This window comes from Prosthecobacter sp., from assembly GCF_044226605.1.
Taxonomy (GTDB): domain Bacteria; phylum Verrucomicrobiota; class Verrucomicrobiia; order Verrucomicrobiales; family Verrucomicrobiaceae; genus Prosthecobacter.
Window position 1 is genome coordinate 215,552 of the sequence record NZ_JBGAGS010000007.1, and the last position, 19,907, is coordinate 235,458.

The following is a 19,907-nucleotide window of genomic DNA, read 5'->3' on the forward strand; positions in this document are numbered from 1 at the left end:
AATTGAAATCACTTCGCCGCCAGGATCGCTGTTCCTGTCGCATCGCACACGCGCAGCTGGAACTCCCACTCCACCGTCCACTGCTCCGTCTGCTCATTCTGGCAGCATTTCACCAGGATGGTGTTCTTCCCCTTCTTCAGCTGGCAGGGCATTTTATACTGATCCAGCTTCGCGCCGCGGTGGTACTCATCACGCGCAAACAGCAGTTCGCCATTGAGCCAGATTTTCCAGCCGTTCTTGCAGCCGATACGGATCTCCGCCGTCCGGTCCTCGGTGCTGTAGAAATCCGTCGCTGCATAGCCCACCACGCTCTTCTCCATGCCAAAGGGCTTGTTGAAGTCGATCTTCCCGTACTCATCCGTGCTCGTGAAATCCACCCATTTCGCCTCCTTGCCCTTGCCTTCATAGACCGCATCAAACTTCAGCTCGTTCTCTGGCGGATACACCGTGTCAAAACCACCGCGTTCCGCATTGCTGAACGGCGCGATCATCTTCCAGCTCATCAAAAACCCAAAATGCTTGGGCAGGTCCACTTTCTGCCCCAGATCCCGCAGCTTCTTCGCCAGCACCTTGATCTGGTCCTCATCCCGCGCGCCGCCCAATCCTTTGCCATAGGCCACGATCGCCGCTGCATTGTCCTTCTTTTCCAACGCTGCATTGCCCGCCTCGATCAGCTTCGCCACCGGGTGCCTTCTCAAATCCGAACTCGGATCCTCCAGCAGCGTCGGCGTCAGTTTCTCCGCCAGCTTTTCATCCGCACGATGGATCAGATCAAACGCCACCACGCGCGCCCCGGGACTGTTCTTCGTATCCTTCAAAAACGTCACCAGTGCCTCCACCGGCAGCTTTTTCGCCTTCAGCGCCTCATCCGCGATCACCCCCACCGCCGCCCGCAGCCAGTTTTCCGCCAGCGGATTCGCCCCGTTCATGCCCTTCAGCACCTCCGGCAGCGTGCTCGCGTCCGCCTTCACGATCTCCCCCCATGCCTTCGCCGCCGCCTCGTTCCCCTGTCCCTCCTTCTGCACCGCACGCAGCGTCTCAAGAGGCTTCGACAGATCCGCCGCCTGCAAAGACAAAGCGGCAAGGGCAAACAGACAGACAAGGTTCAATTTCATAGGGCAGGGGAAAGCGTCCAGCTTTCCCCAAAGAACGCACCACGCCAAGCCTCAATTTCACGCCCTCTCTCACTCCCTCGTTACCGCCTTCACCTCAATCATCCGCATCCTCACTGCGCGGCACGTTTTCGCATCCAGCGTTACCGCCAGTACCGCGCCCCGCTCCCATTCAGCATCCGGTCCGGGGCCGTCGAAAACCGCATTCCCCAGCGAGAAAGCCACGCTTCCCGCATGCCCATGCTCCAGCGGCTGCAGCGCATGCGGCCCGCTGCCCGCGATGAGATGCACCCCGCTTTCCATCAGCTTCGCCGCCACCTCCCTCTGCCTCTCAGTAGGCACCGTCCGGTGTTCCCGCCCCCAGTGTGGCAGCGCGATCACATAGTCAGCCTCGAACTTCATCTCCGGCACGACTGCATCCTCCCGCGAATCATCCAGCGCAATCACCGCGATGCGTCTGCCCTTCACCTCAAAAAATCTCACTGTCGTCCCGATCGGAGTGATGTGCTCCTCCTGCAAAGCCTTCTCCGTCGCCACCTTTCCCTCCGGCCCGAGATCCATCGCATGATTGTTCTCCACACTCACCCCGTCCACACCCGCCTCCCGCAACAGCTTCGCTGCCTTCAGCGGCGCGATCAGTTGCAGCCAGTCCCTCGGCTGCGCAGTGCCGATCACACACTCCAGATTTCCCAGCGCCAGATCCGCCCTTTTCAAAACAGGTGCCAACTCCTTGAGCGGATCCGCATGCTCCGCCACACCACGCCCCAGCATCACATCCCCGCAAATCGCGATCCGTATCACCTCCTCCGGCTCCCGCACCGTCATCAGCATCGGCTCAGCCCTTTTTTGTCGCAGCTTGCCATACGGCAAAATCTCAGGCAGCCCCTCCAGTTGATGCACACACAGGTCCGCATCATCCAGTTGCCCCACCGGCGGTCGATCCTCCCACAGCGCCGCCAGATGCGAGCCAAAATGCAGCAGCAGCGGCCTCGCTTGAAAATCACAGCGCGTCAAAAACGGCTTCACATCATTCGGACTTCCCCACGGCAGCAGCCAGCCCTCCGCACGCAGCCCCGCCGTGATGAAGTTCGCACAGTCCGCGCCATGGCACGCCTCCGCTCCCGCCTGCGTCCCACGCATCAGCAGTCGCGAGTCAAACACATACGGCAGCCCAAACTCCCGGCTCCATTCCGCACGCACCCCCATCGTCCCCGGCTTGCTCAGCCGCACGATCTCCACCGGCGTGCGCGTGCTCTCCCCATCCCGGATGATCTCCGCATAAACCTCATACGTCCCGCAGTCTCCACCGCGCGTGAGCTGCTCCAGGTTCAGTCGGCTTAGCACCGGCCCCTCCGCCAGCAGCTCCCGCCTTCGCCACATCCAGCGCGGCGCATTCACCGCAAAGCCCAGATTCGCATCGCCGATCCGATAGCTCTTGTCAGCCGCCCGCACGGCCCACCACCGCACTCGCGCACCCACGGGCTTCGGCACCACCTCCAGCCTCTCCTTCGCGCTGAACTCCATCTCCCACGCCCCATTCGTCGCCTTCAGACTTCCCGGCACTTCAAGCCGATGCTGAAACGCCGCTCCCGCCCACTCCGCCAGCAGCACTTCTGCACGCGCATCCCGCCAGTTTTGCAGCAGCACGCTGCGCAGCTCCGGCCCCGCCTTCGCCACATCAAACGCCGGCAGTTGCTTGCCCTGCCTCTCCAGCATTCGCGCCATCAGCGAGCGATCCGGCCCCGTCTTTGCAAACGGATCAAAATGCACTTCTGCATTCGGAATCCGCCAGGCCGCATCCAGCGCCAGCGTGATGAGCCTCTCCGCCTGCGCCTCGCTTTTCAGGTAGGGCGAGGAAATCGCAAAACTCAGTCCCCTCAGCGCACGCATTCGCAGCAGCATCTCCATCATCTCATCCACCTGCGCCTCCAGCTCCGCATCCGCGCTCTTCGCGAAATAGTCCAGATCCACACTCGCCACCACCGGCTTCGCTTCCGGCCAGTTCTTCGCCTTGCTCGCAAATGCTTCCATGCTCATCACCCGATACCGCGCCCCCAGCGCACCCGCCTCACGCGGCAGCGCCTCCTCATGCGCATCCAGGTACTCCCGCGCATCCGTCTCCAGCGCCACACGCTCCTCCTCGCTCAGCCGCGCCGCCGGAATCCAGATCACCTCCGCAATCGGTGCCGGCATCAGCGGCTCGATCCAGTTGTAGCACTGAATTTTTCCCATCTTCCGCCACTCCGCCAGCATCTCACTTCGCTGCTTCACCGTAGGCCCACGCCGGATCGCCTTGCGAATCTCATCCGAATTCGCAATGCCGTTCGCATCGCAATGCGCATCAATCAGCACCAGCGTATGCGCCTCCCTCAGCGGCAGCGTCTCCACCAGATGATAAAACGCCCCCGCATGCGATTCCTCCACGTGCACCGGCAGCATCTGCCCCAGCGCCTGGCTGGCGAAGAGGCATGCGATCCACACAGCTTTCATGACGTGAATCAGCGAATCGGCGAAATCTTCGGCGCCTTCTCGAGCGGCTGCACCAGCACGATGCGGCTGATCGCCGTGTCATGAAACTTCGTTCCCGGATACACCCCCGCGATGGTTAGCTTGATCGTTTTCACCAGCTCTTTGGACGCAGGCAGATCAAAGTAAAACATGCGAAACCTTAGGCGCTCATCAGGGATCAGCACACGAGACGGCTTGCCTCCGTTCACGCTCACATCCAGCGCGGACACACGCCCATTGGCCTCGTAGATCCCGCTGGATTTGACATACCCGTTCGCAATGCCCAGTTGCCGGATGTGCGCAGGCTTGTCAGGTGTGATGACGAGCGACTCCCCCAGTCCGTCTCCAGCCACGCCTTCGGTCCACGCGTGTTCGGCATCTTCTTGCCGCAGGTTTTCCGCCTTGTAGCTGATGCCGTTCTCATCAGGCAGTTCAGAGCTCGCGCTCACCTGATAGCCGCTGTGGTGCAGCGCCCAGCTCTCGGCGCGGAAGCGGTCATTCACCCATGTGCCATTCCTGGCTCCATAGACGCCTTTCAGTCCGGTCATCGATTCGGTCTCACTGGAGTCGTTGATGTCGAAGAGAACCAATCCTTTGCCTTTGGGCTCCTGGATTTCCAAATCATCCTCCAGTGTCGGCTCAAAATCATGGAAGGCCCATTCCCAGTGGTCCTCTTTCCATTCAAACCGTTTCGGATGATTGAATGCGATCTCCGCTTTGGGGCGTCCCATCGGGCGCACGGTCACAATGCCGTCGCGGATCGGCCCCTTCCACATTCCTGCCGCGGAAAAGAGGTAGGTCATCCGCCACATGGAGTTCTGCTTGTAAGTCACGATCAGCTTGCGTGCCTGGCCTGCATCAAAAGGGAACTTCACCTTGTACCATCCGGTGACTTTGCGGTTCTCTCCTGCGGGACCGATGTTCTTGAGGTCCAGCTTGTCAGGCACCACTTCAAACTCCAGCGGCTTCCCGTCCAGCGTGGCCTCAAAGTCTTCAAGTTTTTCTGCGACAGCGGTGCCCAGCCGGACCTTCGGATTCGCGTCTGGAGCAGGGGTTCCCGGCTTCACATAGTAGGGTGGCGTCTCGGAAACCGGAAAGCCTGCCTCGATCTTCACCTTCTTCCCCGGATTGTGCAGCAGGTACTCCACCCGGATGGCCGCGTGTTCGATCTGCAAATCGATGTTCAGCCGCTCCGAGAGCATCTCCACCTGCTCGATGCCGATGGGTTGGAACGGCCCTGCGGTCGTGATGCTGCTGGCATAGCCACCCCCGTTCGCAAACGCCTCGTTTGAAATCACGCAGATGCCGATCAACAGGGCAAAAGGAAGTTTGTTCATAATTTGGGGACCATTAACACACTGCGTCGCTGCACCCACCGCTTTCATCGCGCAGGCTGGATTTTTGGAGCCTTATCCAGAGGCGAAATCAGACGCACACTCGAGATGGCCGTGTCATGGTAGGTGCTGCCAGGATAGATGGCGGCGATCTCAAGCTTGATCGTTTTGACCAGCTCGGATGATTTCGGCAGGGAAAACCAGAATTCTTCTTTTTCCAGAAACTCATCAGGAACATCCACATCGAAAGGTTTGCCATCGTTGACGCTGACCTTGAGCACCATCACCCGGTTGTTCGCCGCATAGAGTTCGCGCGACTTCGTGTAACCGTTCTCAATCCCCACCCGGCTGATCTTGGCCGGCTTCTTCAGAGTCAGCGTGATGGATTCGCCGACACCATCGCTCTCCTGGCCTTCCACCCAGGCCGTACCTCGATCCCAGTCCGCCACGTTTTCCGCCTTGTGCTCGCTTCCATCCGCTTCCTTTAAAACCGAGGACGCCGTGGCAGTGAAGCCCACGTATCGCATCCATCGCGCATTTTTCGGGATGTCGCCTTTCCACTCTCCGCCTTCGGCCACATAGCCTCCGTGGTACCCTTGCAGCGGCGGCTGCGTCGTGATCACAAGATCATCCTCCAGCGTCGGTTCCAAATCAGTGAACGACCATTTCCACGTGCCATTCTCTCCCGTAAAACGTTTTGGGTGACTGAACCTCACCCCGGCTGGATCCACCGAAGTGGCATTCACGATCACCGTGCCCTGCTTGATCGGCCCTGACCACAGCGCAGCCGCAGAGAACGCGTACGTCAGGCTCGGCGCGGACTGGTTCCAATCGTCCGAGACCGAACGAAACGAGATGTGGTAAGGATTGCGATAATGCACCTTGATGTGTCTCGTCTGACCTGCGGCGAAAGGGATCTTCACCACGTGCCACGTCTCAATCTGACGTCCCCCATTGCCGGAAAAGCCAGCCTGATCTTCACGAACCTTTGCCGGAATTTCTTTTCCATCGGCCAGCAGTGAAAATCCCTCAAGCTTCTTCGGCTCACGCGGCTTTGGGCGCTCTCCTGGCGCAAGCGGCGGCAATGGCGCAAACATGCCACCCTCCTCGATCACCGCCGGAAAACCGCACTCCACCGTCACCTTCTTCCCCGGATTATGCAGCACATACTCGATGCGGATGTCCGCGTACTCAATGTGCAGGTCGATCTCCAGCAGCTCCGAAAGCATCTCCACCTGCTCCACACCGATCGGCTGAAAGGCGGACGTCGAAACGACTCCCTTCCCGTACCCACCACCATTCGCAAACACCGCGCTCGAAATCAGGCACGCGCAGAAACACAGGGGAAAGAGCAATCGCATCGCGAATTCTGGCCCTCCCGGAAACAACCGTCAACCATCGCCAACAACGGCAAACCACCGCAAACCGTCCCCATCCCCTCTCGACACCGCCCAAATCTCCGCCACTATACGCGCCCCCTTTTCCCCAAATGCTCTCCGTCTCCAACGTCAGCAAAACCTACGCCGGCCGCACCCTCTTCAGCCAGGTGTCGTTCCACATCAATCGTGGCGAAAAAATCGGCCTCATCGGCCCCAATGGCGCAGGCAAATCCACCCTCTTCTCCCTCCTCCTTCAGGAAACCGTCCCCGATGAAGGCAAAGTCGTCATGGAGCGCGGCCTCGACTTTGGCTTTCTCCCGCAGGAAAGCGCCCCCATCGACGACGTCACCGTTTTGGAACTCGCCACCGGCCATGTCGATGAACACTCGCGTTGGGAGATCGAACCCAAGGCCAAGCGCATCCTCAGCGGCCTCGCCTTCCGCGAGTCCGACTTCGAGCGCAATGCCCGCACCCTCAGCGGCGGCTGGGTCATGCGCGCCCACCTCGCCCGACTCCTCGTCCAGGAGCCCGACCTTCTCCTCCTCGACGAACCCACCAACCATCTCGACCTCGAATCTCTCATCTGGTTTCAAACTTATCTGCAGAGCTATCCCGGCGCCATCCTCATGATTTCGCATGACCGCGAATTCCTCAACGCCCTCTGCGACAGCATCCTCGAAGTCGCCCACAGCAGAATCACCCGCTACACCGGAAACTACGACGACTACGTCCGCGAAAAAGCCGCCCGCATGGAGCAGATGCAGGGCGCTTATGACAATCAGCAGCGCGAACTCGCCAAGATGCAGGCCTGGGTGGACAAGTTCAAAGCCAAGGCCAACTTCGCCTCCCGCGCCCAGGACAAAGCCAAGATGATCGACCGCATCGAAAAGATCGATGCCCCGGTCGCCGATGCCAAAACCGTCAAGTTCCGCTTCCCCCAGCCACCCCGCAGCGGCCAGCGCGTCATCCGCGTCAAAGACGTCGATTTCGCCTACGGCCAAACTCCCGTGTACACCGGGCTCGATCTCGAAATCGAGCGCGGCCAGCGCACCGTCCTCGTCGGCCCCAACGGCGCCGGCAAATCCACACTGCTCAAACTCCTCGCTGGCGCACTCACTCCCCAGTCCGGCACCTACGAGCTCGGCCACAATGTGAAGCTCGGCTACTTCGCCCAGTATCGCGGCGACGTGCTCAACATGAAACACACCGTGCTACAGTCCGCCATGGACCTCCCCAGCCGCCCCGGTGAAAACATGTCCCGCACTTTGCTCGGTTCCTTCCTCTTTCACGGCGACGACGTCTTCAAGCCCGTCGGCGTCCTCAGCGGCGGTGAAAAATCCCGCCTCGTCCTCGTCCGCCTCCTGCTCGATCCGCCCAACTTCCTTCTCATGGACGAGCCCACCACTCATCTCGACATGGGCAGCATCGATGCGCTGATCAACGCGCTCGAGCAATATGAAGGCACCCTCGTCTTCATCAGCCATGACGTGCACTTCATCCGTCAGATGGCCAAGCACGTCCTCCACGTCAGCGCCGGCGTCATCACCCCCTACGCCGGCGACTACCAGTACTACCTCGACAAAACCAAGGCCGGCTCCGCTCGCGAAGCCCTCACCGCCACCCTCCACAACGCCCAGCCCACCTCTTACAGCGCCGCTCCCGCCGTCAAAGAGGCCCCCAAAAGCAAGCAGCAGCGCCGCCTCGAAGCCGATGCCCGCAACGCCCGCAGCAAGGCCAAGAAGGAGCTCGATCTCCGCGTCTTCCACATCGAGCAGGAACTCGCCACCCTCGACAAGCGCAAGCATCAGATCGTCCAGATGCTTCAGGAAGAAGCCACCTACGCCGACGCCGCCCAGTTCCGCGCCCTCAGCGCCGAACTCGAAACCGTCGAAACCAAAATCACCAAGCTCACCGGCGAGTGGGAAAAAGACACCGAAGCCTTGGAGGCCATCAATAACGCTCCTCCGATCTAGTGCCAGGAGCAACGATGGGGCACTTCGATGCCGCTCCCGCCTGAGCCTTGGCGAAGAAACATTCTTCCGCAACTACCCATCCTCCACGCACGCCCATCGCCCGTCGGATCGCGGGTCTCCGAACGCGCAGCACTCCGCGCAATATGCCGAAAGCGCTAGCCGAAGATCGAAAGAAACCCCGCCGTTTCTTTAATTTAAGCCCAAAAAACGATAGAACCTTTCGATCTCCATGCTCAAATTAAAGAAAAACGCCAATTTCTTTAATTTATGCAGCGAGGACTCACCGGCCATTTTGTTCCTGTCTCCACCTTGGGAGAACAATGCCGTGCGTTCGTCCCCGCCGCACTCCCCCCATCACCCGCTTTAGCGCTCGATGAAACGCTGCACGAGCAGCTTCAGAACGCGTCACTCGCCATCGGACGGCTCGATGGCCAGGTCGATGTCCTACCCGACAGGCAGGTATTTCTATATTCCTATGTTCGGAAAGAGGCGGTGCTGTCTTCTCAGATTGAAGGAACTCAGTCCTCGCTCAATGACCTGCTCACGCATGAGATGGATCTCGCTCCAGGAGTGCCACTGGATGATGTCACCGAGGTCTCCTGCTATGTCTCTGCGCTGGAACTGGGCATGCAGAGGCTGGCTGAGGGGATGCCTATTTCCCTCCGTCTCATCTCAGAGCTGCACGGTCAGTTGCTGAGTTCCGGACGCGGCAGCACCAAGCAACCCGGCGAATTTCGGCGTTCACAGAACTGGATCGGAGGCAGCCGGCCGGGAAACGCGCTGCATGTGCCGCCGCCACCAGACATGGTGCAGGATTGCATGGGATCACTGGAGAAATTCATTCATAACGATCCGGTAAAGACCGGCACGCTGATTAAAGCAGCACTGGCTCATCTACAGTTCGAGACCATCCACCCTTTTCTCGATGGCAATGGCCGTTTGGGCCGCCTCCTCATCGCGCTCATCCTCAGTTCCGAGGGCATGCTCCGCCAGCCGATGCTTTATCTGAGCTTGTACTTCAAAAAAAATCGCGCGGAGTACTACGCCCATCTCCAGCAGGTGCGTGAGACAGGCGACTGGGAAGCGTGGCTGTCCTACTTCCTGCGTGGCGTGAAGGAAACGGCGGATGACGCCGCCCTCACCGCACGTCGCCTCTGGACCGTCTTCCGCGAAGATCGCGCAAAGCTTCAGACACTTTCCGGCGCCACCGGATCGCTCCTCCAGGCTCACGAGCAGCTTCAGCGCGTTCCCCTGCTCTCAGCCGGCAAGGCCGCGATCAAGATGAACGTCACACTTCCCACGGCCACGAAGGCGCTTCAAAGGCTCCAGACCCTCGGCATCGTTCGCGAGATCACCGGTGGCAAATACGGCCGCCTCTATTCCTATGAAGCCTACCTCTCGATCCTCAGTGAAGGCACTGAGCCGCTGCGGTAAGCTTTGCTGCAAGAAATCTCCTGCGCCGAAATCTGCCTCACCGCAAACGCAGTCCACGAAAACTGAATAAAGATCCTCTCCTTCGCCGTTGTGCGTAAACAATGCCCCCCTTGACCCCCGCTGCCCCCATCCCCCAGACCGCGCCCCGCTGTCTCTCGGATGATCGTTCCAGCGCGACCGCCCCGGTATGATCCCGCTGATTTTTGCAATAGCGGTTCTCGTCCTGGTCGCCGCAGCCGAATGGCTGCACACCCGCCGCATTCGCGTCGCCTCCCGCCTGGCCTTCGGCCCCTCCGGCGCACGCCCCTGGACACGCTTCGTACCGCTCCTTCGCTCCTTAAGCCTCGCCGCTTTCACCTGGGGCCTCGCCACCCTCATCCAGCTCCACACCGCCGACAACGACCCCGCGAAGTCATCCAAAAACGACACCGCCACTCGCCTCGTCTTCATCGCCGATCTCTCCCCGAGCATGTACCTCCAGGACGCCGGCCCGGACGGCGCTCTCACCCGCCACGATCGCATGCGCGATGTCGCAGACGGCATCCTGCAACGCATCAGCGGCAATCTCCGCTTCGGCGTCATCGGCTTCTACACCGAATCCATCCCCGTCGTCATGGAAGCGCGCGATCCCGAACTCGTGCGCAATGTCTTCAATGGCCTCCCGCTCTCCTACGCCATGCCCGTCGGCAAGACCGATCTCGGCAAAGCCGTCAACGAAGCCCTCGAGCACGTCGCCGCATTTCCCAAAGGCAGCACCCGCCTCGTCATCTTCACCGATGGCGATTCCGTCAGCCTCGTCCCCATCCAGCCCCGCCCTGAGTCCGTGAAGGAAGTCCTCGTCCTCGGCCTCGGCAATCCCACCAAAGGCACCTACATCGACAGCCACCAGTCACGCCAGGAAGGCGATACCTTGCAACGCCTCGCCACCGCCCTCGGCGGCATCTACGAGGACGTAAACACCAAGCACCTCGCCACCACCGCGCTTGGCGATCTCGTCGTTCCTCTAGCCCCCTTGCAGAAAGGTCTCAGCCTCTCTCAGCTCGCCATCTTCGCCATGGTCCTCGGTGCCGCCATCAATGCCCTCATTCCCCTCGCCCTGGAATACCTCGGCAGCACATGGCGGCAGCTCACACCCGCACGCGCTCCCACCCTCACCGAAAGGAAGCAGCCCGCATGAGGAAGTTCTTCACCCTCCTCTGGCTCCTCTGTCCGGTCGCCGCTCTCTACTACCACTTCAATGAAGGCCAGGATCAGCTCGCCCGCGTCAAAGCACGCCAGCGCGTCGAAGCCATCCGTGAAATGGAACGCGCCAAAGAACCCGACTACGCCCTCATCATCGAAGAATACGACAAGCTCACCGCCGAACTCCCCAAAAGCGAGCGCCCCTTGGTGAAGCATCAAATCCGCCTCGCCAAAGCCAAAGCCCGCCTCGAGATGCTCGATGTCGTCGTCGCCACCGATGAGCTCACCCTCCTTCTGCAAGAAGCCGCGCAGGTCCATGGTGAAGACGCCAAGCTCACCCGCGCCGTCCGCGAAGCCCTCGGCAAATCCTACTACTACGCCACCTATCTTCTCAAAACCAACGGCGCCGCCGAATCCGAATGGCGTCCCTACGCCGAGCGCACCCGCCAGATCTTCCGCTTCCTCGCCGAGCACCAGGAACCCGGCGCCCTCGCCAAATACGAAGAACGCGTCGCCGCCGAGTTCGAAAAAACCGTCCACCCATGAGCTTCATGAAAACACTGCTCACGCTTCTGCTGTTCGCTGCTTTCACCCACGCGCAAGAACCTGCCCGCGCTCCCTCCGCCGCCATTGAAGGCATCAAAGGCGTGAAACAGGAAGCCGTCGAAAGCATCAAGAAAATCGAGCCACCCACTCCCGTCCCGCCACCACCGGTACAAGGCATCAAAAATCCCGCACCCAACACGGCGCAGCCACCACCTCCACCACCGCCCGCAAATCCCGTCGCGCCCAACGCCGTTCAGCCCACGCCACCACCGCCACCCGCGAACCCCGTCGCGCCCAACACCGTGCAAGGCGTGAAACCACCGCCACCACCAAACGCGGTCCAGTCCGTTCCCCCGCCACCGGCCGCCAACGCGGTGAACACCATCCGCTCTGTCCAAGGCGTCGAAGGCATCGCCGTTCCCAAGCAGCGCAATCTCGAAGCCGCCCTGCAGATCAAAGCCGGCACCAAACCCGATCCCAAAAACAAAGCTGCCGCCGCAGCCCTCTTCGCCCACCCCGGCAAAGGCGTCGTCTCCGCTCCCAACGGCGATGGCCGCGCCGCCCTCCAAGAGTTCGAAAAACAAACCGCCCCCGGCTCCTAAAAGTAGCCCAGTTGCGCCGCAACTGGACCTCTTCCCCGCCTCGCCCTCCCTCTTTCAATCCGCTCTCATGACCTCTCTTCTCCAGCGCCTCACGCTTCTCCTGCTCGGCCTCGCGCTGCTCTCCTCCGCGCCCGCCCAAGACCCCGCGCCCGCAAATCCGGCCGCTCTCGCGCCACCCCCAGCACCCGCGCCTGCTGCCGCCCCCACTCCCACCCCGCCCCAACCACCCGATCCCAAGATCCTCAAAGAAACCGAAGCCATCCTCAAAGATCGCTTCTCGCGCGACCCCAACGAACTCCTCCGCCACCTCGAACGCGTTGGCACCACCGATCCCGCCACGCTTCCCGTCAATGAGCGCTTCCAGTTCCGCTTCGTCACCAGCGACTGGCCCCGCATTCGCGAAGAGCTCGCCCTCATGCCGCCCGATCTCGCGCGCAAAATCTACGACAAGATGCTCACCGACCTCACGGACAAGCAGCGTCCCAATGTCCGCCTCGAAGACGTCCTCGGCCTCGCCGACTCCGCACCCGGCGAACTCACCGGCGACAACCTCCGCCGCCTCGGCCAGCTCACCAGCCTCGCCGTTCCCGTCGCAGAAAGTTACTGGCTCGTCGATCGCCTGAAAAAAGGCACCCGCACCCTCGGCGGCACCGATCCCGCCAAACGCCTCGCCGCGGCGCGCCTCCTCATCTACGCCAACTTCAAAGACCTCGCCCGCACCTACCTCCCACCTCCCGCCGAGCTCGATCAAATCGCCGACGAAGGCCTCAAAAACGAACTCCGCAATTTCCTCACCACGCAGCAGGAGCGCGAAAACGCCCAGCACGCCGAAGTCCAGCGCATCTGGGACGAAAACATCAACGCCCTCCTGAATCCCGATACCTCGAAAGCCAAAGCCTGGGAGAAAAGCAAAGCCGGCAACAACATCTCCAAAGTCATCACTCAGGTGCCCACCAGCACCCTCGCCTCCGTCCTCGCCGAAGCCGCCAAGACCAATCCACAGGGCGCCATGGCTCTCGTCACCGCCTTCACCCGCAAAGTCCAAAACGAGCGCAATGGCGACATCGTCGCCCGCACCGAAAACCTCGCCGCTCAATCCACCATCGCCAATCTCCTCCTCGATCTCGTGCCTCCCGGCGAGCAGCCTTGGACTCAAATCTTCGAAATGATGGCCGACCACTGGACCAGCGAAGCCGACTACACCTACCAGCAAAAGTCCACCAACAACAATCAGGGTCGCTACGTCGCCCCCGAAGAACTCCTCGCCGTCGCGCCCGCAGGCAAATGGGCCGCCGCACTCACCGACAACGTGCGCGACCGCATCGATGTCGCCATGTCCCGCCTCATCCTCATCGGCTCGCAGTTCGATCAGGCTGCCGAGCGCATCGTCGAAATCGGCAAACGCAGCCCCACTGCCGGCGCCGCCCTCGCCGAAGACTTCCTCACCGTCTGGGGCAAGACGCACAACCCCCAGCTCCCCGAGCAGCTCCGCCGCAAATACGGCCTCCCCGATGACGCCCGCATCCCCGTCACACCCATCATGATGGAGAAGAACATCGACAGCCTCGCGCGCATGATGACGCTCTTCCGCAATGCCGGTCTCGCCCCCAAAGACTACGCCAGCGTCGTCACAGCTTTCGATCTCGCTTACAGCACCGCCGAAACCTACCGTACCAGCCACATCGAAAAAGTCTTCGGCCCCATGGACAAGATGGATGAAGCGGTCTTCTCCCTCATCCTCGCCAAGATGAATTCCAATCTCGGCGAGCGCTGGCGCAAGATGGACGTACAGCGCGCCGGACTCACCAAGCGCGATGAAGGACAAACCCTCGACATGGTCCGCAGCGGTTACGACACCGCATTAAAGCTCATTGATGCCTGGCTCAAAGGCCACACCGGCAGTTGGCGCGCACCCATGCTCGCCGGCACTCTCTGCGTCGATTGGGGCGACTTCGAATACTTCCAGCAGCTCATCGCCACCGATCCGCAGAAGCGCATGTTCACCTTCAAAGAAAAGAACGTCATGGCGCAGGAATACTTCGACCGCGCCTGCACCGCCTACGCCGCCATGGTTCCAAAACTCAGCCCCAGCGACTACACCGTCGAGCCTTACATGGCCTGGTTCAATGGCCTCCTCGGCATCGGCTCAAACAATCAGCTCAATCTCTCCAAGGCCATGAACCGCACCGCCTTGACCAAGATCCGCGATCACCTCACCGCCCTCCCCGGCAAAGCCGCCAAGGATCACATCAGCCTCTTCGCCAAGATCATCAACACCCGCCTCAACGACGAAAAAGATCCTCTCCACGAAGACCTCAAATACCGCTACATCGCCAGCGCCATGATCATCACCAAGGATGATCCCTTCACCCTCGGCGCCGCCAAAAAACTCACCTACTTCGACGAACTTCTCAGCGAAGTCCGCCTGCAAACCCGCGTCGATGGTCCCAACACCGTCGGCCGCGATCAGGACTTCGGCATCATCGTCAGCATCATCCACACCGAGGCCATGACCCGCGCCGCCAAGTTCGGCCAATACCTCACCAACGATCAAAACCCCGGCCCCAACCAGGGGAAAAAGAACTCCCCGCTCGTGAAGAAGATGGTCGAAACCCAAGGCCCTCGCGACGAGCTGGAAATGAACATCACCCAGGCCCTCTCCCCGTTCTTCGACATCAAGTCCATCACCTTCTCCACACCCGAAGTCAAACCCCGCGCCACCGCGCAGCCCGGCTGGGAGGAAACCGTCCTCGCCTACCTTCACGTCCGCGCCAAGGACGCCAGCGTTGATAAAATCCCACCTGTCGAACTCGCACTCAAGTTCGTGGACATGACCGGCCCCGTCAGCATCCCCGCCGAGTCCGCCGAGACCATCATCAAAGTCTCCTCCTCTCCCGTCCCGCCGCGCCCCGCCGGCCACATAGAGATCACACAAACCCTCGACACTCGCCAGCTCCCCATCAGCGGCGCACTCACCCTCGAAATCAAAGCCACCTCCACCGGCCTCACCCCTGATCTCGATCAACTCCTCACCATCGACCCCAAGGCCGTCATCAGCGTCAAGCACATCAACCCCCACGAAGGCCTTCAAATCAAAGAGCTCAACTCATGGGGCGATGAAGTCACCCCCACCTCCGAACGCCTCTGGACCCTCACCCTCGATGGTGATGCCGTCCGCGCCGCCGAAGCCCCTCTCACCTTCCACTTCCCCACCGCCATCCCCAAAGACGCCACCATGACCTTGCAGACCTACAAGGACATGAACCTCGTCACCCTCACCGATCCCGCTGTCCCCCTCAGCCTGAAGTCTTCGCCCACGGACATCGTCACTCGCCCCACCGAGCATCCCACCCAATGGCTCGTCATCATCGCATCTGGCATCGCCATTCTCGTCATCGCATTCCTCCTCTTCCGCAAACGCACCCCGGATGCATCCCAAAGCACCGCCCCCACCTTCCACATGCCCGCCGAAGTCGATGCCTTCGCCATCGTCGCCCTCCTCCGCCGCCTCCGCAGCAGCCCCTCCGTAAAACTCAAAGACACCCAAAAGCAGGAACTCCAAAGCGACCTCACCCGCATCGAGCAGCAATGCTTCACCACCTCCCCCCCCATCCCCGAATCCGACCTCCGCACCATCGCCACCAAATGGCTCCGCTGCGTCTCCTGATGAAGATCTAAATCCAAAAATCAGAATGCCTCTCTCTGCGTCTTTCTAATCCCCGCGATGCAAAATCTGGTTCCGAGCATTCCGTGGCCAGCAAGCCTTCTCAGTCCGCCTCTGAAATTTTTCTGCCCCGTTTCCACTCCGCCATCTCCACCACTCCTTCCTTCATCCCAGCTTCAATTCAGGCTCTGAAATTTTTCTACCCCTAATCTTTCTACCTTTTTCTGCTTCGGGTCTTCCATCGCTTCCTCTTTCTCCCATGTCCACTCCTTCTCCCAAGAGCCCCACCGCCCGCTCCGCTCAAGCCTTCGTCGCCGGCGTCCGTGAACGCGTCGCCAAAATCGTCGTCGGCCAGGACGTCGTCGTCGAGCGCGTCATGATCGCCATGCTCACCGGCGGCCACCTGCTCATGCAGGGTCTCCCCGGCCTCGCCAAGACCCTCCTCGTCAACAGCATCGCCAAGGCCATCAATCTCGACTTCAAGCGCATCCAGTTCACCGTGGACATGCTGCCCTCAGACATCATCGGCTCGGAAATCATCGATCAAAAAAGCGGCGAATTCCGCATCCACCGCGGCCCCATTTTCACCAACCTCCTCCTCGCCGACGAAATCAATCGCGCCGCCCCCAAAGTGCAGGGTGCCATGCTCGAAGCCATGCAGGAGCGCAAAGTCACCATCGGCGGCCAGGCCCTCAAGCTCCCCACCCCCTTCCTCGTCATCGCCACGCAAAACCCCGTTGAGCAGTCCGGCACCTTCGAGCTTCCCGAAGCCCAGCTCGACCGCTTCATGCTCCTCCACCGCCTCGGTTATCCCAGCCGCGAGGACGAGCAGATGATCCTCATGCGCCAGCTCGGCATGGGGCTCAAACACGAAGACGGCGGCGCCGTGCCGCGCTCCGCCTTCGACATGATCGAAGACAACCCCGGCGCCTCCATCGCCGATCTCGTCCACGCCATGGAGGCCGTGCAGGCCGTCCACGTCAGCGAAGTCTTCGTCAAACACTGCGTCGAGCTCGTCCGCCGCACCCGCGAATCCAAGCTCCTCGACTTCGGCTGCAGCCCCCGCGCCGGTCTCGCCCTCATCAATTCCGCCCGCGCCCGCGCCGTCATGCACGATCGCGATTTCGTCACGCCCGAGGATCTCTTCGATCTCGCCGAAGACGTCATCCTCCACCGCATCCGCGTCAGCTACGAAGCCTCCGCCGCAGGCCACACCGCATCCGAAGTACTGCAAAGCATCCTCGCCACCCTCGGCTGATCTCGTCATGAATCGCTCCGTCAAACTCAGCGACGATCCCGTCGATGCCCGCCAGTTCGAGGTCACGGTCAAGCACCTCGCCAACAGCCTCAACTTCGGCCAGGACGAATCCGTCTTTCACGGCAGCGGCCTCGAGTTTGCGCAGTCACGCCTCTACACTCCCGGCGATCCCGTCAAATCCATCGACTGGAAAGTCTCCGCCCGTGTCGGCAAGCTCTTCATCAAAGAGTACCAGGAGCCAAAACAAATTCCCCTCTACCTCCTCGTCGATACTTCCGCCTCCATGTGCGTCAGCTCGCAGACGCTCAGCAAATACGCCTGGGCCGTCCGCATCGCCACCGGCATCGCCCTCGCCGCGCAGTCCACCATGACCCCCGTCGGCCTGCTCGGCTGCGGCGCGCGCGAGCTTCACGTGCGCCCCTCCCTCTCGCGCAATCTCGTCATGGAGTGGTCCCACAAACTCCGTCATCACAACTTCGTCGAAGAAACTTCCCTCGCTCAGCGCGCCCGCGAACTCGCCCCCGCCCTCAAGCGCCTCACCACCGTCATCGTCCTCAGCGATCTCCACGATCCCGGCGCCTTCGCCGCGCTCCAGGTCCTCGGCCAGGAGCACGACTGCATCGTCCTCCATCTTCAAGACCCCGCCGAACTCAACCTCAAAGGCGCAGGCCTCTTCCGCGGTTCCGAGGCCGAATCCGGCCGCTCCTTCGTCAGCCACGGCCGCCGCGGCTTCATCGATAGCGCCACCTGGCAGAGCGAACTCACCCGCTTCGGCATCGACTACTTATATCTCCGCACCGACCAGCCCATCCTCGGTCGCCTTCGCCATTTCCTCAACCGTCGCGGACTCGGCGGCAGCTCCGGCAGATAGCACATGATACCAGAACCCCAGTGGCCCATCCCCCGCATTCTGTCACTCCTCTTTGTGGCAGCGCTCGTCATTGCCCTGGTCTTCTTCCGTCCCAAAGAAACCGACACCCTCAATGTCCCCCTCGGTGTCGAGCAGGCCGCCATCGTCACCTACAGCGGTCCCCTCGTCACCGTCGCTCCTTACAAATGGGGCGTCGCCGTGAATGTCCGCATCGCCGACATCAAATCCGTCGAAGGCCGCCGCATCTATGACGTGCGCTACATCGTCAACCGCGCCGGCACCTTCGATCTCAAAGACTACCTCGTCGCCGAAGACGGCAGCGCTTTGACCAATCTGCCCACCTTCAAATTCTCTGGCGACGCCAAGCTCTCCAAAAATCTCGACACCCGCATCCAGGAAACCGAAGCCGTGCAGATCGATGTCGGCGGCCGCTACTACGAGATCATGGCCCTCCTCTTCGCGCTCTGGATTCTCTGGCTGCTCCTCCTCATCTTCTACAAACGCCCGCGCCATGCTGTTGCCACCGCATCCGGCCCATCCGGCCCCACCCCCGAAGAACTCCTCGCCCGCTTCCGCACCCAGCTCACATCCGGCAGCCTCACCGCCGCTGACAAAGCCCGCATGGAAATGCTCCTCCTCCGCCGCTGGCGCGCCGACCTCTCCCTCGGTTCCATGCCCATGGATCTCGCCATCCACGCCATCAGCCGCGATGCCAAAACCTCCGCCGCCTTAAAAACCCTCCAGCACTGGCTCCACCACCCCGCATCCTCAGTATCGTCCACCGAGATCGCCGCCCTGCTACTTCCTACCAGCACATACCAGGAGGTCCCAGCATGACCTTCCAGCACCCGCAGCTCCTCATCCTCCTCGCCCTGCCCGTCATCCTCGCCTTCTGGGAATTTGTGCGCCGCGGCCAGCCCATGGTCCTGCCCTTCGACCACGGCCGCCAGCGCTCCGGCTGGTTCCTCCGTCTCCTCGTCCTCATGGCCAATTGCCTCCCCGCCGCCCTCCTCGCCATCGCCATCCTCTTCCTCGCGCATCCTCTCACCCACACCCCTCCCGAAGTCGAGCGCCGCCTCAACAACGTCCAGTTCGTGCTCGATACCTCCGGCAGCATGGCCGAGCCACACGGCTCCCAGGCCAATGGCCGCCACCGCCGTTTCGACTCCGCCATGGAGGCCATCGAGCAGTTCATCAGCCATCGTCAGGGCGATGCCTTCGGCCTCACCATCTTCTCCCGCTTCTTCATCCACTGGCTCCCCCTCACGCAGGACACGCAATCCATCCCGCTCTCCCGCCGCTTCATCGAGCCAAACAACCCCAAGCTCGATCCCCCCAGCATGGGCCGCCACGGCCTCCCCGATGAGCTTTGGGGCCGCACCTTCATTGGCAAAGCCCTCCACGGTGCCGCCGATCTCCTCGCCCAGCGCCCCACCGGAGATCGCATGATCATCCTCCTCACCGACGGCGAAAGCCCCGACATCCTCCCGCCCCTCGATGCCGCCATCATCCAGCATCTGCGCGCCGAAAACATCACCGTCTTCAGCATCCTTCTCAGCAAAGACGCCATCCAGCCCCAGCTCGTCGGCATCACCCAGGCCACCGGCGGCACCGTCTTCAATGCCCTCACCCCCGAGGCCTTGATGAGCGTTTTCAAAAGCATCGACGAAATGAAAAAAGTCGTCGTCCTCCAAAAGCAGCCCCAGGTCATCGACCACTACGGCCCCTTCATCATCCCCACCCTCTCCATCCTCGCCGCCAGCATCCTCGCCCTCTTCGGCCTCCGCTTCACCCCGTGGTAAAGTAGCCATCTCACTCCACCGAGATGAGCACGGCGCTCACGCCAGTCCACGACCCATCTATATTTCGCAGCGCCCTCTCCCCGCGCAGCGGCTCTGGCCGGAGTGGGATCATTCTGATCCCACCCACCCTCGCCTCGCCCATCGTTCCCACAGCAGAAGACCAGCATAGCCTCCATCAATCAAGATCTCGTGCCACCCAGCACCATATTCCCCTCCGGCAGAAAATGGGTTGCGCTCACACA

Annotated in this window: 14 protein-coding genes; 10 read left to right on the forward strand and 4 right to left on the reverse strand. The window is 61.3% G+C overall.

The window, feature by feature from the left end; genetic code table 11:
* Positions 1-8: 8 nt before the first annotated feature.
* The 4 genes from ACILSO_RS11485 to ACILSO_RS11500 all read right to left on the reverse strand — a co-directional run bounded on the left by ACILSO_RS11485 (position 9) and on the right by ACILSO_RS11500 (position 6,315).
* Positions 9-1,115, reverse strand: a complete 1,107-nt coding sequence (locus tag ACILSO_RS11485; protein ID WP_395737544.1) for a hypothetical protein — start codon at positions 1,113-1,115, stop codon at positions 9-11.
* Positions 1,116-1,184: 69 nt separating this feature from the next.
* Positions 1,185-3,602: a CapA family protein gene (locus ACILSO_RS11490; RefSeq protein WP_395737545.1), complete on the reverse strand. Its 2,418-nt coding sequence runs from the start codon at positions 3,600-3,602 to the stop codon at positions 1,185-1,187.
* A gap of 8 nt (positions 3,603-3,610) precedes the next feature.
* Positions 3,611-4,957 (reverse strand): NADase-type glycan-binding domain-containing protein, encoded by a 1,347-nt coding sequence (locus ACILSO_RS11495; protein WP_395737546.1) that lies wholly within the window; start codon positions 4,955-4,957, stop codon positions 3,611-3,613.
* A 44-nt stretch (positions 4,958-5,001) separates the two neighbouring features.
* Positions 5,002-6,315, reverse strand: coding sequence for an NADase-type glycan-binding domain-containing protein (locus ACILSO_RS11500; RefSeq protein WP_395737547.1), 1,314 nt, complete (start codon positions 6,313-6,315; stop codon positions 5,002-5,004).
* Between the two features lie 128 nt (positions 6,316-6,443).
* On the opposite strand from ACILSO_RS11500, the gene ACILSO_RS11505 reads away from it, so the two are divergent.
* From ACILSO_RS11505 to ACILSO_RS11550, 10 genes are all read left to right on the forward strand, one after another.
* Positions 6,444-8,306: an ABC-F family ATP-binding cassette domain-containing protein gene (locus ACILSO_RS11505; RefSeq protein WP_395737548.1), complete on the forward strand. Its 1,863-nt coding sequence runs from the start codon at positions 6,444-6,446 to the stop codon at positions 8,304-8,306.
* A 267-nt stretch (positions 8,307-8,573) separates the two neighbouring features.
* The gene (locus ACILSO_RS11510; protein WP_395737549.1) at positions 8,574-9,740 is read left to right on the forward strand and encodes a Fic family protein; all 1,167 of its coding nucleotides are present in this window, start codon (positions 8,574-8,576) and stop codon (positions 9,738-9,740) included.
* A gap of 187 nt (positions 9,741-9,927) precedes the next feature.
* Positions 9,928-10,917, forward strand: a complete 990-nt coding sequence (locus ACILSO_RS11515; protein WP_395737550.1) for a VWA domain-containing protein — start codon at positions 9,928-9,930, stop codon at positions 10,915-10,917.
* A complete protein-coding gene (locus tag ACILSO_RS11520; protein ID WP_395737551.1) occupies positions 10,914-11,468 on the forward strand; it encodes a hypothetical protein in 555 nt (184 codons plus the stop codon). Before ACILSO_RS11515 ends, ACILSO_RS11520 begins: the two co-directional genes overlap by 4 nt.
* A 5-nt stretch (positions 11,469-11,473) precedes the next feature.
* On the forward strand, positions 11,474-12,070 hold the full coding sequence (locus ACILSO_RS11525) for a hypothetical protein (RefSeq protein ID WP_395737552.1): 597 nt from the start codon (positions 11,474-11,476) through the stop codon (positions 12,068-12,070).
* 67 nt (positions 12,071-12,137) lie between these two features.
* The gene (locus ACILSO_RS11530; protein WP_395737553.1) at positions 12,138-15,737 is read left to right on the forward strand and encodes a hypothetical protein; all 3,600 of its coding nucleotides are present in this window, start codon (positions 12,138-12,140) and stop codon (positions 15,735-15,737) included.
* A gap of 256 nt (positions 15,738-15,993) precedes the next feature.
* Positions 15,994-16,992, forward strand: coding sequence for an AAA family ATPase (locus ACILSO_RS11535; RefSeq protein ID WP_395737554.1), 999 nt, complete (start codon positions 15,994-15,996; stop codon positions 16,990-16,992).
* Positions 16,993-16,999: 7 nt separating this feature from the next.
* A complete protein-coding gene (locus ACILSO_RS11540; RefSeq protein ID WP_395737555.1) occupies positions 17,000-17,863 on the forward strand; it encodes a DUF58 domain-containing protein in 864 nt (287 codons plus the stop codon).
* Between the two features lie 3 nt (positions 17,864-17,866).
* On the forward strand, positions 17,867-18,700 hold the full coding sequence (locus tag ACILSO_RS11545) for a hypothetical protein (RefSeq protein ID WP_395737556.1): 834 nt from the start codon (positions 17,867-17,869) through the stop codon (positions 18,698-18,700).
* Positions 18,697-19,665, forward strand: coding sequence for a VWA domain-containing protein (locus tag ACILSO_RS11550; protein ID WP_395737557.1), 969 nt, complete (start codon positions 18,697-18,699; stop codon positions 19,663-19,665). The genes ACILSO_RS11545 and ACILSO_RS11550 overlap by 4 nt, the downstream gene beginning before the upstream one ends.
* The last annotated feature ends 242 nt before the right edge of the window (positions 19,666-19,907 follow it).